The sequence below is a fragment of the Methylocystis sp. WRRC1 genome (assembly GCF_020733155.1).
Lineage (GTDB): Bacteria > Pseudomonadota > Alphaproteobacteria > Rhizobiales > Beijerinckiaceae > Methylocystis.
Map to the genome: position 1 here is coordinate 3,057,478 of NZ_JAJFZJ010000001.1, position 18,555 is coordinate 3,076,032.

Below are 18,555 nucleotides of genomic sequence, written 5' to 3' on the forward strand. Positions count from 1 at the left end.
CTCTAGCGTTTTCCCAGCAACTGTCCGAGCAGGCTCTCCAGATCGGATTGACCGCCCGTGTTCGCTGGGGCGCTTTTCCCGACCTTCAGCGTCTTCTGGATCTGCTCGATCGCCTGCTGCAGCGAGGCCTCGTCGATGCCCTCCGGCAGTCCCGACGGCCCCGGGCGGCCCATTCCGGAATCGACGTCGAGCGGCCCGCCGCGATTGAAGCCGCCGCCTGCGTCGGCGGGGCCGCGATCCATGCCGGGCGGCGGCCGCCGGCCGCGCAGAAGCCCGCCGAGCAGCCCGCCCAGAAGGTCTCCGAGGCCGCCGGGAGCGCGGGCCATCCCGCCCCCTGGCGGCGTGGGGGATGGACCCGGCTGCGGCGCGCGCCCGCCGCCGAGCACCTGTCCGAGAATATCGCCGAGTCCGCCGCCCGGCGCCCGACCCGCTTCGCCGCCTTGCCGGGGCGCCTGGCCGCCGCCGAGCACCTGGCCGAGGATGTCATTGAGCGCGCCGGAATTGACGAGTTGCCCGAGAACGCCGCCAAGGCCCTGGTTGCTGATCGCTTTTCCGAGGCCGCTGATGAGGATCGAGGCGAGCACCGGCAAAAGCTGGCTGAGAATGTCCGGCCTGACGCCCGACTCGCGCGCGGCTACCTGCACGACCTGACCCGCCGCATCGGGCGAACCGAAGAGGTCGGTGAGGAGATCGCGCCCCATCGCGACCGAGTCGTCGGACTGCGACGCCTCGGGCTCGTCGAAGAAGGAATAGCGCTCGGTGGCCGAGAGCGCGCCGACGACCTTGCCGAATGCGGCGGGCTCCTCGGCCGCGTTGCTGAGGCCGATGGCGAGCGCGGGAGTGAGCGCCTTGATCGCGCTTTCCATCTGCTCCTCGCTCAGGCCGAAACGCTGCGCGAGATTGGCGACAAGCTGTCCACCCTGCGCCGAGTACAGAATTTCGTCGAGGCCCGCCATGCTTCTCTCCCTCCAGATTTTCGCGCCGGGGAATTTCTGACGCTTCCCTGATTGCAATCATGGTATCCGATTATCGCCAAAACGCGAGACGATTTCATTTCCTCGCTGTCAAAGCGTTCATCATGATTTCGCGTCTTTCGGCTTCGATCCCTTCATTTAACCTTTGGCAGACGCAAGCGTGTCTACAATCGTTCATGTCGCAATGATTGCGACCCAAGGACGTTCAAAATGTCTCTTGCAAGAAAGCTTTTCACGGTTTCGGGCGACAATGTGGAGCTTGTCAGAGCGCAATATGCGGCGTTCTCCAAACAGATCCCGCTGCTCTATTTCATCCTGATCACCAACTCGCTGGCGATCTGCTACGCCTTCCATGGCGTCGCGCCGAACTATCTTTCGCTCTATCTTCCCGGCGCCCTTTGTCTCTTTTGCGCGGCGCGTTTCGTCTTCTGGATTTCCCACGATGCGGAATGCGTTGGCGACGAACGCGCCTTGCGGCTGCTGCAGCAGGCCAACCGGCTGGCGATCGTGCTCTCATTCCTCTTCACGGCCTGGGCCCTGTCGCTTTATCATTACGGCGACGCATATGCGCGCGGTCAGGTCGCCTTCTATATCGCGATAACGGTCATCGGCTGCATCTTCTGTCTGATGCATGTGCGATCCGCGGCGCTGCTGGTCGCGCTGGTCGTCAACGTGCCTTTCATCCTCTATTTCCTGCTCGAGGATCAGGCGAACCTGCGCGCGATGGCGGTCAACATCGCCCTCGTCACCGTCGCGATGCTGGCGGTGCTGTTCGCCTATTACCGGGATTTCTCCAATCTCGTGGAATCCCGCAAATCACTGATGCAGAAACAGGATGAGACGCAGCGGCTGAGCGACGAAAATCTTCGTCTCGCCAATCTCGACAGCCTGACCGAACTCGCCAACCGGCGCAATTTTTTCGGCGCGCTCGACGAGGCTTTCACGGCCGCGAAGCTGTCGCGCCGGCGTCTCGCGATCGGCGTCGTCGATCTCGACGGCTTCAAGCCCGTCAATGACACGCATGGCCACCTTGTCGGCGACAGGTTGCTCGTCGAGGCGGCGCGGCGCATGGAGCTCTGCTGCGAAGGAGTCGCGAGGCTTTATCGGCTCGGCGGCGACGAATTCGCGCTGATCGTCGCGGGAGACCCGTCCGACCGCGCAATCATCGACTTCGGGCGCAGGCTCATCGCGGTGATTCGTGCGCCCTTCTACCTCGGCGAACTCGATGTGCGCATCGGCTCGTCGGTCGGCTTCGCGGTTTTTCCCGACAGCGCCGACACGCCGCCGCGGCTCTATGAGCGCGCCGATTATGCGCTCTATTACGCCAAACGCCACAAGCGCGGCGAGGCGATCCTGTTCTCGCAGGAGCATGAGGAGCAGATCCGCAAATATGGCGTGATCGAACTGGCGTTGAACAGCGCCGATCTGGAGAGCGAACTCTCCATGGTGTTCCAGCCCATCGTCGACGCGCGCACCGGCCGCACGCTGGCGCTGGAGGCGCTGGCCCGCTGGACGAGCCCCTCGCTCGGCGAGGTGTCGCCCGCCAATTTCATACCCGTCGCCGAGCGCTCTGGCTTCATCCGCCGCCTCACCAAGGTGCTGTTGCGCAAGGCTTTGGCCGCCGCCAACGACTGGCCGGAGCAGGTGCGGCTCTCCTTCAACCTTTCCGCGCACGACATTTCCGCCGCCGATGGCGTGTTGCAGATCATCGACATCATCCACCGCAGCGGCGTCGATCCGCGGCGCATCGATTTCGAGATCACCGAGACGACGATCGCTCATGATTTCGACCAGGCATGCGAGACGATCCGGGCGCTCAAGGCGCTGGGCGTGGGCATTTCGCTCGACGATTTCGGCGCGGGCTATTCGAGCCTCAGCCATGTGCGCAATCTGCCGCTCGACAAGATCAAGATCGACCGCAGCTTCGTCGTCGACATCACCACGAACGAGATCAGCTACAATGTCGTGAAGGCGTTGCAGTCGCTGAGCGCCGACATCGGCGTCACCTGCGTGGCCGAGGGGGTGGAGCGTCCCGAACAGGTGCTGGCGCTCGCGAGCATCGGTTGCAACATCGCGCAGGGCTATTATTTCTCGAGACCGATCGCCGAGCCGGAGGTCGCCGCCTATCTCCTGGCCGGCGAGCGCGAGCCCGGCTATCGTCGCGCGGCGGAATAGCCTCGCCCCCCGCGCGGCTTGACAGACCCCCGCCGGCGCGACATCAGTTGCGCCAACTGCCGCAACAAGCGGGCGGCCGGCCCCCCGGGGGCGGCCTCCACGGGCGGAACGCGGGCCCCGGGCGCCGCCACCCGCCAATTGCCGAAGGCGCCAATATGAACGTTCAGCCTCGCGGTATGAAGCCGCCGCTCAAAATCCTTCTGTGCTCGCCGCGCGGATTCTGCGCCGGCGTGGTCCGCGCCATCGACGCCGTCGAGCGCGCGCTGGCCAAATTCGGCCCGCCGGTCTATGTGCGCCACGAGATCGTGCACAACCGCTACGTCGTCGAATCCCTGAAGGCAAAAGGCGCGATTTTCGTCGAGGAGCTCGAGGAAATCCCGAGCACCGACGCGCCGGTGATCTTCTCCGCCCATGGCGTCGCGAAATCCGTTTCCGCCGAGGCGGCGGAGCGCAATCTGCTCGCGATCGACGCGACCTGCCCGCTCGTCACCAAGGTGCACCGCGAGGCCGAAATCCACTGGAAGCGCGGCCGCCGGGTCCTGCTCGTCGGCCATTCCGGCCATCCGGAAGTCGTCGGCACAATGGGGCAGCTGCCGGATGGCGCGGTGGTGCTGGTGGAGTCGGTCGACGACATCGCCGGTCTGAAGCTCGACGACGAGTCGAACCTCGCCTATGTGACGCAGACCACGCTGTCGCTCGACGACTCGCAGGAGATCGTCAATGCGCTGATGCGCCGTTTTCCGCAGATCGTCGGGCCGCACAAGGAAGACATCTGCTACGCCACCACCAACCGGCAGGCGGCGGTGAAGGAAGTGGCTCCGCATGTCGACGCCGTGATCGTCGTGGGATCGCCCAACTCCTCCAATTCGCAGCGCCTGCGGGAGGTGGCAGAGCGCGCCGGCGCGCCCGCGCAGCTCGTTCAGGGCCGCGGAGAGATCGACTGGGAGATCTTCGGCAATATCTCCTCGCTCGGAATCACCGCCGGCGCCTCGGCTCCGGAAGTGCTGGTCGAGGAGATCATGGACGCTTTCGCCGAGCGCTATGAGATAACGGTCGAAACCGTCTCCACCGCCGACGAGAGCGTGTCCTTCCCCCTGCCCAAGGAGCTGCGCGCGATCGCCTGAGGGCGCCGCTCTCAGGGACGACGCCATGGCAGTCTATACGCAGGTCGACGACGCGGAGCTGATCGCTTTTCTCGCGACCTATGATCTCGGCGAACTCCTCTCCTGCAAGGGAATTGCGGAGGGCGTCGAGAACTCGAACTATTATCTTCACACGAGCGCCGGCAGCTTCATCCTCACGCTTTACGAAAAGCGCGTGGCGGAGGCCGATCTGCCCTTTTTCCTGGGGCTGATGGAGCATCTCGCGACGCAGGGCGTCACCTGCCCGCAGCCGGTGAAAAACCGTGCGGGGGCTTCGCTCGGCCGGCTTGCGGGCCGGCCGGCGGTCATCGTCACCTTTCTCGACGGATACTCGATCCATCATCCCGAGCCCGTCCATTGCGCCGCGCTCGGCGAGGCGCTTGCGCGGCTCCATGTCGCCGGCGCGGGCTTTCCGCTCACGCGCGCCAATGCGCTGTCGGTTCAGGGCTGGCGCCCGCTGTTTTCGCCCTCCGCCGCGCGCGCCGACGAGGTGGCGGAAGGTCTGCGCGAACTGGTCGAAACCGAGCTCGACCATCTCGAGCGCAACTGGCCGAAGGGACTTCCCGGGGGCGTCATCCACGCCGACCTTTTTCCCGACAATGTCTTCTTCCTCGGCGACCGGATTTCGGGCCTGATCGACTTCTATTTCGCCTGCACCGACGCCTACGCCTACGACCTCGCGATCTGCCTCAACGCCTGGTGCTTCGACGAGAATCACGTTTACCAGCCGGAGAAGGGCGTGGCGCTGCTTAACGCCTATCGCCGGCTGCGGCCGCTGACCGCGCAGGAGATCGCCGCCTTCCCGCTCCTTGCGCGCGGGGCGGCGCTGCGCTTCCTGCTCACGCGTTTCGTGGATTGGCTGAACGTGCCCAAGGGCGCGCTCGTGCGACCGAAAGACCCGCTCGAATACGCCGCCAAACTGCGTTTCCACCGCGCCGCGGAGGGCGTGAGCGGATACGGCCTGGCCCCATGACGAAACGCGTCTCCATTTGGACCGACGGGGCCTGTTCCGGCAATCCGGGCCCCGGCGGCTGGGGCGCGATCCTGCGGTTCGGCGAACACGAAAAGGAAATAAGCGGCGGCGAGCCGCTGACCACCAACAACCGCATGGAGCTGATGGCCGCCATCATGGCGCTGGAGGCGCTGACGCGGCCTTGCGTGATCGATCTCTACACCGACTCGCAATATTTGCGCGGCGGCGTCACCTCCTGGATCAAGGGCTGGAAAGCCCGCGGCTGGCGCACGGCGGACAGGAAGCCGGTGAAAAACGTCGAGCTCTGGCAGCGCCTGGAGGCCGCCGAGGAGCGGCATGACGTCCACTGGCACTGGGTGAAGGGCCATTCCGGCCATGAGATGAACGACCGCGCAGACGCGCTCGCGCGCGCCGGCCTCGCGCCCTTTCTCCCGCGCCGGTCGGCGTCGGCCTGAGCCCCCTTGCACAGCGCGCGGGCGCGCCTATTTGACTTATCAATACCCAGGACTCTCTTCTTCAAACCTGAAAGGGCGTGGCGCGAGCCGCGCCCTTCTTTCTGCGGCCATCATCTTGACACCTGCGGGCGCCAAGCAACCATGCAGTCAAGAGTATGCGCGTCTTTGCTGATTCTCTCCGCACGGAGACGGGACGTCCATGCACCAGCCCAGAAAATGGTGGATCGGCCTGCCGATCCTCGCCGGTCTTGTTTATTTCGCCGCGGCGAATCTGACGCCGCGGATCGAAGCCGATCTGCAATCCCGCGCGGCGTCGCTGCTCGCGCGGACGCCGGAGGGCGGCGGCTCGCCGCAAATATCCGTCTCCGGCCGCGATGTGACGATTTTGGGCGTCAGCCTTGCCGCCGACGCGCTCGACGACCTGCGGATGGCGCCGGGACTGCGAAAACTCGCCGCCAGCGCCTCGACCGTCGTCGCGATCGCGAAACCCGTCGACTCCGCTCCGCCGCCGCCGCGTGACGCGCCCGGCGGGAACCCCTATGCGTTTTCGGCCGCGATCGGCGAGGGCATGATCACGCTTTCCGGTCAGTTGCCGAGCGAAGAGCTGCGCAAGACCGTCGTCGCGCAGATCGCGGCGCTCGGCGCGGGCGCGGCTGTCAGCGACGCGACGCGGATCGACGCCGCCGCGCCAACGGGAGACTACGCCGCCGCGGTCGGCTTCGCGCTCGAGGCGCTGGGGCGCCTGTCGCAGGGCAGGGTCGCTATCGCCGGCGGAAAGGTCTCGGTCGAGGGACAGGGCCGCGAGAATGTGCGGGCCGAGACCATCGAAGCGGAGGCGAAGGCGCGACTGCCGCAGGGCTTCGAACTCGCCCGGGCCGACGTCGCGGCCGGCCCCGTGTCGCCTATGTCTTCGGCGCGACGCGCGAGGGCGCGGAGGCGACGCTTACCGGCTTCGCGCCCGACGAGGGGGCGCGCAAGCGCATCGTGGAGGCCGCGCGGCGCCGCTTCTTCGGCGCGACGGTCGCCGACCGGTTGTCCATCGCCACAGGCGCGCCGCCGAATTTCATCGAAGCCGTCGACGCCTCGCTCGCCGCGCTCTCGCGGCTTGCCGAGGGCAGGCTTTCGATCCGCGGCGCAAATGTCACGCTCACCGGCGCCGCGCATTACGACGAAGCTCGCGCCGAGGTCGAAGCCGCTTTCGCGGCGGCGCTGCCGAAGAGTTTCAGGAACGACGGGCGCCTTGGCGCGCGCGCCGCCGGATCGCCGCTCGACGCCGCCGCCTGCCGGACGGCGCTTACGGACCTCGCGCGGACGCCGATCATCTTCGAAACGGATGATTCGGCTGTCGCCGCGGACTCGGCGCCGCTCGTCGACGCGCTGACGGCGACCGTGCTCCGTTGTCAGGGCGCGACAATCGAGGTCGCTGCGCATACCGACAATTTCGGCATCGAGGAAATCAATCGCAGCCGAACGAAGCGGCGGGCGCAGGTCCTGGTCGACCGCCTCATCAAGGCTGGCGCTGATTCGTCCAGGGTTTCGGCCGCCGGTTACGGAAGCGAGCGTCCCGTCGCGCCAAACGACAGCGACGAAAATCGGGCGCGCAATCGGCGCATCGAATTCGTCGTGCGATAACTGCGAGCAACGGAGAAGGCTTATGCTGTATTTGGTTGCGCTCGGTTGGCCATGGTTCGCCGGCGCCCTCGCCCTCGGCGCGCTCGTCGGCTTCGTTACTTTCAATACGGCGAAGAGCGCGACATTTTCGGGCGGCTGGATCATCGTCGCGGGCGTCCTCGCGCTCGCCATAGGCGGCGCGGTTTCCTGGCTCGAAATGCTGAGCGGGCGCACGGCGGCGACTTTCGACATCGCGCTTCTCGCAGGCCTCGCCTATGCGGTCGGCCTGCCGGTCGGCGGCGCGCTGAAATCCCTCGGCGGCGCGCCCGAGCCGAAGCGTCCGAAAGTCGCGCCTGTCGTCGTCACGCGTCGCGAGGGGCCGATCGTCGCGGCGCCGGAGCCGATCATCGTTCCGCAGGAGACCGTCGCATCCCCTGAAGCGCCCGCGTCCGCCGATGTTGCGCCCGCCATTGCGGTGGAGGCGCCGCCCGCGAAGAAATCGCTGCCCGGCCTGCCGCCCGCCAGGCTCGCCGCGCCGCGCGGCGGCGCGCCCGACGATCTCGCCCGCATAAAGGGGCTCGGCCCCAAGAGCGTCGAAAAGCTGCACGCGCTCGGCGTTTTCCATTATGATCAGATCGCCGCGTGGAATCTGGACAACGCCAGATGGATCGGCGCGGCCATCGGCGCCCCCGGTCGCGTCGAACGCAGTAAGTGGATTCAGCAGGCGCGCGCGCTCATCGAGGCCGATGAAGCAGTGGAGCGCGCCTGAGAGGGAAGGGGCGACGTGTCGAATTTGCGTCCATTTGCGCGCGCGCTTTTCTGTGCGCTCCTCGTCGCGCCTGCGCCGCTTCACGCGCAGGACATGCTGCAGGGCGTCGATCTCTCGCAGCCCGCCTATTCTCAGGCCGAACTCTCGCGCGCCGATGTCGAAACCGCTCTGAAGAACCGCAAGGCGGGCGTTAAAGTGGATTTTTCGGGCAAGAGCCTCAATGGCCTCGACCTCTCCGGCCTCGATCTTTCCGGCGTAAATTTTCGCGCCGCGCGGCTGAACAAGGCGCGGCTTTCCGGCGCCAATCTCGACTGGGCCATTCTCGATCAGGCCTGGATGATGGAGGCCGACCTCACAGGCGCTTCGCTGAAAGGCGCGCACGCCTTCGCCGCGCAGATGCAGCGCATGCGGGCCGACGGGTCCGATTTCTCCGGCGCCCGCGTCGCGGGTGATCTCACCGGCGCGTCGTTGCGCGGCGCGAAGTTCAACGGCGCCGATCTTTCCGCCGACATGAAGAACCAGTCGATGGGCCTGATGCGCGCGGTGCTGCGTTCGGCCGTGCTCGAGGGCGCGCAATTCCAAAAGGCCAATCTGATGAGCGCCGATCTGCGTTTCGCCCATGCGGCCGGCGCGGATTTCACCGGCGCCAATCTCATGAACGCCGACGCTTCCGGCGCCGATCTCGCCGGCGTCATCCTGACCGGGGCGAACGCCAAGGACCTCGATCTCGACTCCGCGCAGATCGACGCATCGGCCGAAAGCGCGCTCCAGAACGCCCAGCATCTCGATCGCGCCCGCCGAAAATGAGTCATGAATCGATCCGCATCGGCGTCGATCTCGGCGGCACCAAGATCGAGGCGATCGCGCTCGATCTCTCCGGCGAGATCCTCGCCCGCCGCCGCGTTGAGACGCCCGCGCATGACTATGGAGAGATCGTGCGGGCCATCGTCGCGCTCGTTCACGATCTCGAACTCGAAACCGACCGCCGTGGAACGGTCGGCGTCGGCGGTCCGGGATCGATCTCGACCCACACTGGCCTTGTGAAAGGCTCCAACACCGCCGTCGTCAATGGCAAGCCGCTCGTCGCCGATCTTTCGCGGGCGCTTCAGCGTCCCGTGCGCGTCGAGAATGACGCAAATTGTTTCGCGCTCTCCGAGGCGGTGGACGGCGCCGGGCGGGGCGCGCGCGTCGTCTTCGGCGTGATTCTCGGCACCGGCGTCGGCGGCGGCGTCGTCATCGACGGAAAGACGCATGCGGGCCGCAATCGCATCGCCGGCGAATGGGGCCATACGCCGCTGCCGTGGATGACGCCGCAGGAATATCCGGGCCGGCGCTGCTTCTGCGGCCACGACGGTTGCATCGAGACTTTTCTTTCCGGCCCGGCGCTCGCGCATGATTATTTCGTCCGCACGGGGGAGGCCGTGAAGGGTCTCGATATCGTCGCGCGGGCCGATGAAGGCGAAGAGGCTGCGCTCGCCACTTTCGACGCCTATCAGGACCGTCTCTCGCGCGCGCTCGCCATGCTGATCGACATTCTCGATCCGGACGTGATCGCGCTCGGCGGCGGCGTCTCCAACATCGCCCGAATCTACGAGGGGCTGACCGCGCGTGTCGCGCGCCACGCCTTTACGGACGCGCTGGACACGAAAATATTGCGCAACGTCCACGGCGATTCCGGCGGCGTGCGCGGGGCCGCCTGGCTGTGGCTAGACGAGGCTCAGTGACGGCCGACAGGATGGGTCCAGCGGTGGATCTGTTTTTCCGCCGCATGGGCTGCATCGCTGACGCCATACCAGACCGCCCGCGTCGTTTCGCCGCCAAAGAATTGTTCGTCCATCGTGATGAACGCCGCGAGAAAGCTCGCGAGGAACGCCAGCTTCGACATGATTTCAAGGGACTCCAACCCTCACCCGGGGTTTATGCCGATTTTGTACACGCCTATCTGTAAACGCCGGTTTTTGAGCAAGGATTTCAGATTTACTTAAAATTGCGAAGGTCGGCGGGAAATGCCGGGGCGGCCATTTTCCGTCCTTGCGGGCCGGTGTATGCGAAGGTCTGTCGCGGCGCTGTTCGGGCGTCCTGAACAAGGGATGAGAAATGGGCGCCTCCGGCGACACGCCGACAACGGCAAAGAAGCTCGCTTTTCTCGCGTCCGGGACGCCGGAGGCCGAGGAGGCGCGCAAGCGGCTGGTCGAGAAATACGGCGACGTCCCGCCGGAGGACGCCGACTGCATCGTCGCGCTCGGCGGCGACGGCCTCATGCTGCGCACGCTCCATCGCTACATGGACTCCGGCAAGCCGATCTATGGCATGAACCGGGGCTCGGTCGGTTTCCTGATGAACCAGTATCGCGAGAGCGGCCTTCGCAAGCGCATCAGCGAGGCCAAGCCGTCGATCATCCACCCGCTGCTGATGCACGCGGTGAACGTGCAGGGCGACGAGTTTTCCGCCCATGCGATCAACGAGGTCTCGCTGTTGCGGCAGACGTCGCAAATCGCCAAGCTCCGCATTCTGGTCAATGGGCAGGAGCGCCTGCCGGAGCTCATCACCGACGGCGTGCTGGTTTCGACGCCTGCGGGCTCGACCGCCTATAATCTCTCCGCCAACGGCCCGATCCTGCCGCTCGACGCGCCGCTGATGGCGCTGACGCCGATTTCCGCCTTTCGTCCGCGACGCTGGCGCGGCGCGTTGCTGCCCGACGCCGCCAGGGTGCGGATCGAGGTGCTCGACTCGGCCAAGCGGCCGGTCTCGGTCGTCGCCGATCACGACGAATTCCGCGACCTCGCCTTCGTCGACATCGAGATGGACCATGGCACCAATCTCGTACTGCTGCATGACCCGGGCCATTCGCTGGAAGAGCGAATCCTGCGGGAGCAGTTCGGCTATTGAGCGATGAGGGAGGCTTTTGCTTGATCGAACCTTTTCGGCGACATTTCTTCGTCTGCACGAACAAGCGCGAAGGGCGGCCCGCTTGTGAGGATCACGGCGCGAAGGAGGCGCTCGCAATCGCGAAAGCGGCGGTAAACGCGCTGCCCGCCGCCGATCGCGAAGGCGTCCGCGTGTCGGCCGCCGGCTGCCTCGGGCGCTGCCAGCACGGGCCGGTCGCGGTGGCCTACCCGGCGGGCAAATGGATCAGCTTCGCCTCCGCCGAGGAGCTCGCGCGTTTCGTGACGGAGGAAGCCAGCTCGTTCGACTGATCGGCGGCCGGCAGGGCGGCGCGCCGCTCCCGGCCGACGCTATGCCGCTTCCGGCATGAGTTCCGCCTCGATCGACGCCATGTCGATTGCGATCTCGAAAGCAGGGGCGGAGGAGAAGGAATCGTTGAAAGCCGCCGGCGCGACGATCTCCGGAGCCTGCGCGGTCGCGATGATCCGCGCGGCTTCCGCTTCCGCTGCAAAACGCGCGGCCTCGATCCGCGCTTCCTCCAGCGCCGCCTCCATCTCGAAACGGCGCAGCAGCGCCATCAGCTTGTCGAGTTCGCCGCCGTTGATTTCCTCGCAGGCGGTCAGCACCCGTTCGATCATCACGAGGCTGAGCTTCGCTTCGCCGCCATTCACGTCGGCGTATTCGCGCTGCGCCTCGAGCGCCGCGCGGAAGGCGGGCAGATATTTCTCGAGCAACCCGGCGCGAGCGTAAAGCGCGGCGAAGCCGGCGCCGCGGAAATCGCGCACGAGCCCCGCGACCCTCTCCTCGCGCAGGCCCGAGAGCTCCGCGAGCGCGGCCTCGAACAGGTCGCGATTGCCCGACAGCAGCGCGCGCAGCACGAGGGTCGCGGTGAGCTGGTTCGACGCCCGCAGATGCGCCACGAGGTCGCGCACGCCTTGCCGGCCGTCACGCTCGGCGGCCTCCGCGACAATGATGACATTGGCCTTGTCCCGCGCCTCCCGCGTGAGGCGCTTGGCGCGCTCGCCCGTCAGCCAGCCGCAATCGACGACGAAAGCCGTGAGGCTGGCCGCGGTCGCGTTGACGAGATCGTTGCGCACTGTCGCCGGCAGCCAGGGGCGCGAGAGCAGGGCCTCTCGCATTTCGCCGTCGTCGCCGAAGCGCTCGACCATGCGGCGCATGGAGAATTCGGGAAGGTCCGCGCCGGGATTGACCGCAAGCGAGATCGCCGCCTCGCGCGCGCCGACTTCGGCCAGCGCCGCGCAGACGCCGGCCGGCACGTAGGCGCGCAGGGCGATGGCGCTTTGCGCGAAGGCGTCGCCGATTGCGGCGCAGTCGATGAGTTCGGCCTCCGTCAGCAGCGGCGAGCGCGACAGCACCGGCGAGGCGATGTCGGACTGGTCGCTCGCGAGCGCCGAGACGATGGCGTGCGGGGCGTCGGCCGCGCTCGCGAAATTGTCGGCGAGCGCTTTGCGCACCAGCGGCGACGGATCGTCGAGGAGCGACATCAGCGCGATTTCCGTCTCGCGACGCGCATGAGCGTCGAGATCGGAGTAAAGATAGGCCCGCGCCAGCGCGCCTGCTCCCTCGGCGCGTTGCGCCGCAGGAGCCGTTTGCGCCCATGACAGGAAATTACGCACGATCATTGGCAGCCCGATCCTCTCCAGCCCGCAGGCGGTTAACTGGTAGGGATCATGGCGATTTATGGTAAATGCTGGCTTAAGGTCGGCAGTAACGGGGTCGCATGCGCTCCTGTCTGATCCTTCCAGCGGACGCTGAGCAGGCGCTCGCCCCCGCGCTCGGATGCGGCGCGGCGGCGCTGCTCCTGCGGCTGGGGCCCCCGGTCGAAAACGAGGCGCGCCGCCGCGCCAGAGAACGCGCGCGCCTTATAATTACTGAGGCCCGCTGCCGTCCCGCCGCCCCGCGCATCTTCGTGCAGGTCGCGCCGGCGCGAAGCGCTGTCGTCGAGGCGGATCTCGACGCGCTGGCCGGGGCGCTGCCGGGCGGGGTCTTTCTCGAAGCTTGCGCGGGCCGTGCCGACCTGCAGCAGCTTTCCGTCAAGCTCGCCGTGCGCGAGGCGGCCGCGGGGGTAGCCGAAGGATCGACGAACGTCGTCGCTCTCGCCGCGCAGACCCCGGCGGCGATCTTCCAGCTGGGAACATACGCCGGCGCCTCGCCGCGGCTGACGGCGCTGGCCTATGACGAGGCGTCGCTGCTCGACGCGATGTCCGGCGCAATCGCGGAAGGAGCGGCGCCGCTGTCGACGGCGCGCGCGCTGCTCGTCTTCGCGGCGGCGGCCGCGGGCGTGCCTGCGCTCGATTGCGCGCCGAAGGATTGCGCGAAGCTCGAAACGGCCTGCGCGGCGGCGCGGCGCGAGGGCTTCTCCGGGATGCTGGCGCAGGCGCTGGACCAGATCGAGGTCATCAAGGCCGCCTTCGACGCGGCGTAACGAATCGACAAATAGCCATGATCGGCGCCATAGATCGGCGGACATGAAGCAGGACATTTTGAAGAAGGCGGGGCGACTGCTGTTCGTCGCGCTCGCCGTCCCGAGCGTGGCGGCCGCCGCGCCGACGCATCGGCGCGGACACGCGCCGCCGGCGCAGGTCCGGCCGTCGCCGGAGCCCGCGCCCGCCGCCCCGGCCAGCACGGAGGGCCTTTCGACCCTTCATCTCACGGCGACCCTCGCGTCCAATGACGCCCAGCCCGTTCGGTCGGGCGTCGTCTGGCGCATCTTCGAGGAGCGCGCGCAGCCCGACGGCTCCCACAAGCTCGTCGCGCAATCCGAAGAGGCCGCGCCGACCCTGCCGCTGCCTGACGGCGCCTATGTCGTGCATGCGTCCTATGGTCTTGCGGGCGTCACCCGCCGAATCGTCGTCGAAGGGCGCAATATTTCCGAGCGCGTGCCGCTGAACGCCGGCGGGCTGAAGATCGTCGACATGCTGGGCGAGACGAAAATCCCGCCGCAACGCCTGTCGATCTCGATTTACGTCCCGGAGCGCGGCAATTCCGAAGCCAAGCTCGTCCTTGCCAACGCAAGGGGGGATGAAATCATCTCCCTGCCAGAGGGATCCTACCATATCGTCTCGACGCTTCTCGACACGACGCAGGGCGCGCAGGGCGGCAACAACGCCACGAACTCCGTCGTGACGGCGGATCTGAAAGTCCCGGCCGGCAAGCTCATCGAGGCGACGCTGAAGCACCACGCCGCCACCATGACCCTGAAGCTCGTCAAGGCGCCGGGCGGCGAGGCTCTCGCCAATACGACCTTCTCGGTGCTGACCCCCGGCGGCGACGTGATTCGCGAATTGATCGGCGCCTTCCCGTCGCTCGTGCTCGCCGAAGGCGAATATGTCGCCATCGCTCGTCACGAGGGCAAGACCTTCCAGAACACCTTCCGGGTCCAGTCCACGAAAGACGCGGATGTGGAAGTGATCGCGAAGGACGCCGGACCCGAGGTCGAGCCGGCTCAGTAGCGCGGCTGACTACCTCCTATGGTCCTGATTCCAAAAGGCTTTCTGGCTCTATCGTGGCTGGCGCGAATGGCTCGCCGTGGCCCAGCTTTCGATTGTACAACTGGAACCACTGTGGTTGTACATAATGGCTCGGGGTGGCCCTTTCTGACTGGCGCCATTTGATTATAAATTGAACAATGTGATCAAGATTTGTGCGGATATCGCTCAAAATTTCAGCCGATCGGCTGCGAAATAATCAGGCCAGTCAGGAGATGTTAAGATGACGCAGTCGAAATTTGCTGGCCTCAGCGCCCGCGTTCTCATCCTGGCCGGCCTGTGCGCCGGCGCGGTCGCCGGGGCCACTGGCGCGGCGGCGGCTCGCGACCATGGCGTTCGGGTTCCTGTCCACCACTCCGATTTCTACGCCTATGCGGGCGGCGCCGAGCCCACGGAGCGGGCGGCGACTGCGCCGAGCCATGGCGGCTGTTTCACCACGAACTCCCCGGCCGAAGCCGCGAAAGGCATCCGCCACTGGAGCGGCGGCTGCTGATCCAGCGCGTCGCTGAACGGCGGGCAAAAGAAAAGCTGGCGCCCCGAGAGGCGCCAGCTTCTTTTCGATTTGCCTGGAGACGGAAGCGGCTTTGCCGTCAGAGCAGCGAGAAGGGAATGATCACGTCCATGTTGAACATGCCCTGCGTGCTCTTGCGGCCATTGGGTCCGAAGAACGGGGTCGCGCCGTTGACCGCCGTGTCCCAGCGGAACTCCGGACGCAGGATCAGGCCGGTGATGATCGGCAGCTTTGGAATCTCCGGCGTAATGGTCACGCCCGCAGTGAGCGCGAGATAGCTCGTGCCGACATTGCCCGGCCCGGCGAAGATGCACGACGGACAGGCGAAGCCGTGGGCGAGGTTGACCGCGTCGAAGTAGCCCGGGAAGCCCGCGACGAAGAAGTTCTTGTTGTCGCGGTAATATTCGATGCGGCCGTTCACCTTGAACAGATCGTTGACCTTGTAGGACGCGTATTGCGCGACCGCGTAGGCGTCGGCGCCCTGCGGCTTCAGCGGATATCCGGCGAAGTTGGTGCCGAAGGCGGCGTCGATGTCCGCAAGCGTCTGCGCCGGCAGGCCCGTCTGGGAAATCGTGTTCCAGCCGCTCTCGCGGTTATACGCCATGTCGGTGATGAGCGTGAGGTTCTCGGTCGCCTTCCAGGTCGTCGTCAGATTGACGTAAGTCCGGTTGGCCGTGTTCGGGTTGCAGGCGCAGCCCAGCGCCGTATTGGGCCAGAACGCCGCCGTCTGGGTCAGCCAGTCGCCGGTCTGCTTGGGGTTCTCCGGGCCGTGGTGGACGATGCCCATTACGGTCAGAGCGCCGTCGAGCAGGTTGAGGCCGAAACCGCCATGGAACGACGCCGAGGCGTTGTTGTCGCCCGGCCAGCCGATGCTGGTGTTCACGCCGGTCGTGACGCCCGTGTAGATGTCGAGCCAGGGCTTGGCGTGGGTCGTAACCATGACGCCGGTGTGGAAGAACGGCCCGAAGTTGAAGATGTAGGAGTGGCTGTAGAAGAGGTTGTCCTTGGCGTAGATGAGCTCGGCGCCGTTATAGGTCACGAACTGACCGACCTTGACGTCGATGCCGCCTTCGCTGATCGGGCTGACCCAGGGAAGATGCGCGAGCGCATGGGCTTCGATCGGCGCGATCTGTGTGCGCGAGGGAATCGCGTAATCGAGCTCGCCGAGATAGTGGTTGTACCGCATGTCCTCGCCGACGCCGACCTGGACCTTGAAACCGAAGTCATAGCCGGTCGCCTTCGGGTCGAGCGGACGTTGCGCCGTCAGAACGGCGCCGTTGAAGGTCGGCCAGTTCGCGCGGTCTGTGTACAGATGTCCGAAGTTGAGCTTGTTGAAGGGCTGGCCGAAGTTGAACGCCACGCCGCCTTCGATGTAGCCGTCAACCGTCAGCGTATCGATCCAGGCCGGCGGAGGAGCGACCGGGGCGGGACCCTTGGTAATGGCGACCTTCTTCTTGACGGGCTTTGCGGCAGGCGCCGGGGCGGCCTGGTTCTCCTCGATGAGCGTCGGGTCGACGTCGAGCAGCTTGGTCTGGGCGTGCGCGACGCCGGACATGCCTGCGGCCAGCGAGATGGCGGCGACGGTCGATAGATAGGTCCACTTCATGCCAGGAACTCCAAGGGGAGGAGAAGAACTGGTCTGATTTCACTCTCAGGTCCGGGTCCGTTCAAGCTCAACTGGAACGCATTTGCCTATATAGTGGGCAAAATTGGCTTTGCAGAAAATTTGTGTCGCTGGATGTGGCGAGAATGTCACATTCAGACAATGCCCGAAACCATCCATATTTTGAGTTTGTTAACTTTCACGCGAGGGCGGCCGCTTTTCCCGCGACGATCTTCCCATCAGCCCGATGAGGGTGATTCGCTGCATTGTGGAGCTTGTTCGCCGGCGGTTTTGCGCCATCCTGCAATGAAAAGCGTCGTGACGGCGCAACAGGACCGGGGAGGCGCAAATGGGCGGTGGCAATGAGGTTTCGGGACCCGATTTCGCTCTCGGGATCGACGCGGCGTCCCTCTCAGAAGGCGCGCCGCTGCGCGGACATGTCGGTGGCAAGGACGCGATCATGGTGCGCCGGGGCGATGAGGTCTTCGTCGTGGGCGCCGCCTGCACGCATTACCACGCCCCTCTCGAGGACGGCCTCGTTGTCGGCGACACGATTCGCTGCCCCTGGCATCACGCCTGTTTCAGCCTGCGCAGCGGGCAGGCCCTGCGGGCGCCGGCCTTCGACGCGCTCAAGCGCTGGCGGGTCGAGAGCGCCGACGGCAAATATTTCGCTCGCGAGAAGCTCCCGGCGCCCGAGCGCAGGCATGAAGGCGCCGCGCCGCGCTCGGTCGTGATCGTCGGGGCAGGGGCCGCCGGCTTCGCCGCCGCGCATGCCTTGCGGACAGAAGGTTATGACGGCCTCGTCGAAATGATCGCCGCCGATCCGGCCGAGCCCTACGACCGGCCGAATCTCTCAAAGGATTATCTGGCCGGGACCGCGCAGCCGGAATGGCTGCCGCTGCGCGATCCCGCCTGGTATCGCGATCATGGCGTGTTGCTTCGTCTCGGCCGCCGCGTCGAGGCGCTCGATGTTTCGGCGAAGCGCCTCACCCTCGATGATGGAGCCGACGTCGCTTTCGGGGCTTTGCTGCTCGCGACCGGCGCCGATCCGGTGCGCCTTCCGACCCCCGGCGCCGATCGGCCCCATGTGTTTTACCTGCGCTCGCTCGCCGACGCCGACCGGCTGATCGCCGGGAGCGGCGGCGCCCGGCGCGTCGCGGTGATCGGCGCGAGCTTCATTGGGCTCGAGGTCGCCGCGGCGCTGCGAACGCGCGGTCTCGACGTCCATGTCATCGCCCCCGAGTCCGTGCCCATGGCGCGCATTCTGGGGCCGGAGCTCGGCGCCCATGTGAAGAAGCTTCATGAGGATCACGGCGTCATGTTCCATCTCGAGGACACGGCGACGGAAATCGGCGAGCGCGCGCTGACGCTGAAAAGCGGGGGAACGGTCGACGCCGACCTCGTCGTCATCGGCGTGGGGGTGCTGCCCAATGTGGCGCTGGCCGAAAGCGCAGGGCTCTCCGTCGACAAGGGCGTGCTTGTCGACGAATATCTCCAGACCAGCGCGCCCGACATATACGCCGCCGGCGACATCGCCCGCTGGCCGGACAAGATCACCGGCGAAAACATCCGCGTCGAGCATTGGGCCGTCGCCGGGCGACAGGGCCAGACGGCCGCGCGCAACATGCTTGGCGGGAAGGAGCGCTTCGACGCCGCCCCCTTCTTCTGGAGCCAGCACTACGATCAGGTCATTTCCTATGTCGGCCATGCGCCGACATGGGATCGCGCCGAAGTCTCCGGCGACCCGGCGGCGGGCGATTGCGCGGTCGTCTATTACAATGGCGACCGCAAGCTTGCGGTGGCGACGCTGGGTCGCGATCTCGAAAGCCTGCGCGCCGAAGTCGCCTTTGAGCAGGCGATCGGCGCGCTTGCGAAGTAAGCCGGTTTCTTTCGCCTGCGAATCGCAGAGGCCGTCTCGATCGAGACGGCCTCTTCCGTTTTTTGTCG

The 18,555-nt window shown here is 66.3% G+C and carries 18 protein-coding genes; 14 read left to right on the forward strand and 4 right to left on the reverse strand.

Going from position 1 to position 18,555, the window contains the following annotated elements; all coding sequences use genetic code 11:
• Positions 1-2: 2 nt before the first annotated feature.
• On the reverse strand, positions 3-956 hold the full coding sequence (locus LG047_RS14820; RefSeq protein WP_227967527.1) for a DUF937 domain-containing protein: 954 nt from the start codon (positions 954-956) through the stop codon (positions 3-5).
• A gap of 228 nt (positions 957-1,184) precedes the next feature.
• Between LG047_RS14820 and LG047_RS14825 the strand changes: the two genes are divergently transcribed.
• From LG047_RS14825 to LG047_RS14860, 8 genes are all read left to right on the forward strand, one after another.
• Positions 1,185-3,149 (forward strand): bifunctional diguanylate cyclase/phosphodiesterase, encoded by a 1,965-nt coding sequence (locus LG047_RS14825; RefSeq protein WP_227967528.1) that lies wholly within the window; start codon positions 1,185-1,187, stop codon positions 3,147-3,149.
• A 155-nt stretch (positions 3,150-3,304) separates the two neighbouring features.
• Positions 3,305-4,273, forward strand: a complete 969-nt coding sequence (ispH, locus tag LG047_RS14830) for a 4-hydroxy-3-methylbut-2-enyl diphosphate reductase (protein WP_036283099.1) — start codon at positions 3,305-3,307, stop codon at positions 4,271-4,273.
• Positions 4,274-4,298: 25 nt separating this feature from the next.
• Entirely contained in the window at positions 4,299-5,264 is a 966-nt protein-coding gene (gene thrB, locus LG047_RS14835) for a homoserine kinase (RefSeq protein ID WP_227967529.1), read from the forward strand.
• Positions 5,261-5,719 carry a ribonuclease HI gene (gene rnhA, locus LG047_RS14840; RefSeq protein WP_036283096.1) on the forward strand — a complete coding sequence of 153 codons (459 nt, stop codon included), beginning with the start codon at positions 5,261-5,263 and terminating at the stop codon, positions 5,717-5,719. The genes thrB and rnhA overlap by 4 nt, the downstream gene beginning before the upstream one ends.
• 984 nt (positions 5,720-6,703) lie before the next feature.
• Positions 6,704-7,351, forward strand: coding sequence for an OmpA family protein (locus LG047_RS14845; protein ID WP_227967530.1), 648 nt, complete (start codon positions 6,704-6,706; stop codon positions 7,349-7,351).
• 22 nt (positions 7,352-7,373) lie between these two features.
• Positions 7,374-8,099 (forward strand): hypothetical protein, encoded by a 726-nt coding sequence (locus tag LG047_RS14850; protein WP_227967531.1) that lies wholly within the window; start codon positions 7,374-7,376, stop codon positions 8,097-8,099.
• A 93-nt stretch (positions 8,100-8,192) separates the two neighbouring features.
• Positions 8,193-8,906 carry a pentapeptide repeat-containing protein gene (locus LG047_RS14855; RefSeq protein WP_227968508.1) on the forward strand — a complete coding sequence of 238 codons (714 nt, stop codon included), beginning with the start codon at positions 8,193-8,195 and terminating at the stop codon, positions 8,904-8,906.
• On the forward strand, positions 8,903-9,823 hold the full coding sequence (locus LG047_RS14860; RefSeq protein WP_227967532.1) for an ROK family protein: 921 nt from the start codon (positions 8,903-8,905) through the stop codon (positions 9,821-9,823). Before LG047_RS14855 ends, LG047_RS14860 begins: the two co-directional genes overlap by 4 nt.
• On the opposite strand, the gene LG047_RS14865 is transcribed toward LG047_RS14860, so the two are convergent.
• Positions 9,817-9,984 (reverse strand): hypothetical protein, encoded by a 168-nt coding sequence (locus LG047_RS14865; protein ID WP_158497293.1) that lies wholly within the window; start codon positions 9,982-9,984, stop codon positions 9,817-9,819. The genes LG047_RS14860 and LG047_RS14865 overlap by 7 nt on opposite strands.
• Before the next feature lie 212 nt (positions 9,985-10,196).
• Between LG047_RS14865 and LG047_RS14870 the strand changes: the two genes are divergently transcribed.
• Positions 10,197-10,988: an NAD kinase gene (locus LG047_RS14870; protein ID WP_036283087.1), complete on the forward strand. Its 792-nt coding sequence runs from the start codon at positions 10,197-10,199 to the stop codon at positions 10,986-10,988.
• 20 nt (positions 10,989-11,008) lie between these two features.
• Positions 11,009-11,296, forward strand: coding sequence for a ferredoxin (locus LG047_RS14875; RefSeq protein ID WP_227967533.1), 288 nt, complete (start codon positions 11,009-11,011; stop codon positions 11,294-11,296).
• A 39-nt stretch (positions 11,297-11,335) separates the two neighbouring features.
• On the opposite strand, the gene LG047_RS14880 is transcribed toward LG047_RS14875, so the two are convergent.
• Positions 11,336-12,628, reverse strand: coding sequence for a DUF2336 domain-containing protein (locus LG047_RS14880; RefSeq protein ID WP_227967534.1), 1,293 nt, complete (start codon positions 12,626-12,628; stop codon positions 11,336-11,338).
• 98 nt (positions 12,629-12,726) lie between these two features.
• Between LG047_RS14880 and LG047_RS14885 the strand changes: the two genes are divergently transcribed.
• From LG047_RS14885 to LG047_RS14895, 3 genes are all read left to right on the forward strand, one after another.
• Positions 12,727-13,431, forward strand: coding sequence for an aldolase/citrate lyase family protein (locus LG047_RS14885; RefSeq protein WP_227967535.1), 705 nt, complete (start codon positions 12,727-12,729; stop codon positions 13,429-13,431).
• Between the two features lie 43 nt (positions 13,432-13,474).
• The gene (locus LG047_RS14890; protein WP_227967536.1) at positions 13,475-14,458 is read left to right on the forward strand and encodes a hypothetical protein; all 984 of its coding nucleotides are present in this window, start codon (positions 13,475-13,477) and stop codon (positions 14,456-14,458) included.
• Between the two features lie 259 nt (positions 14,459-14,717).
• Positions 14,718-14,987: a hypothetical protein gene (locus LG047_RS14895; RefSeq protein ID WP_227967537.1), complete on the forward strand. Its 270-nt coding sequence runs from the start codon at positions 14,718-14,720 to the stop codon at positions 14,985-14,987.
• Positions 14,988-15,084: 97 nt separating this feature from the next.
• Here LG047_RS14895 and LG047_RS14900 read toward each other — a convergent pair whose 3' ends face one another.
• On the reverse strand, positions 15,085-16,611 hold the full coding sequence (locus tag LG047_RS14900) for an outer membrane beta-barrel protein (RefSeq protein WP_227967538.1): 1,527 nt from the start codon (positions 16,609-16,611) through the stop codon (positions 15,085-15,087).
• Positions 16,612-16,957: 346 nt separating this feature from the next.
• Here LG047_RS14900 and LG047_RS14905 point away from each other — a divergent pair, with 346 nt between their 5' ends.
• On the forward strand, positions 16,958-18,487 hold the full coding sequence (locus tag LG047_RS14905; protein WP_227967539.1) for an FAD-dependent oxidoreductase: 1,530 nt from the start codon (positions 16,958-16,960) through the stop codon (positions 18,485-18,487).
• Positions 18,488-18,555 lie beyond the last annotated feature (68 nt).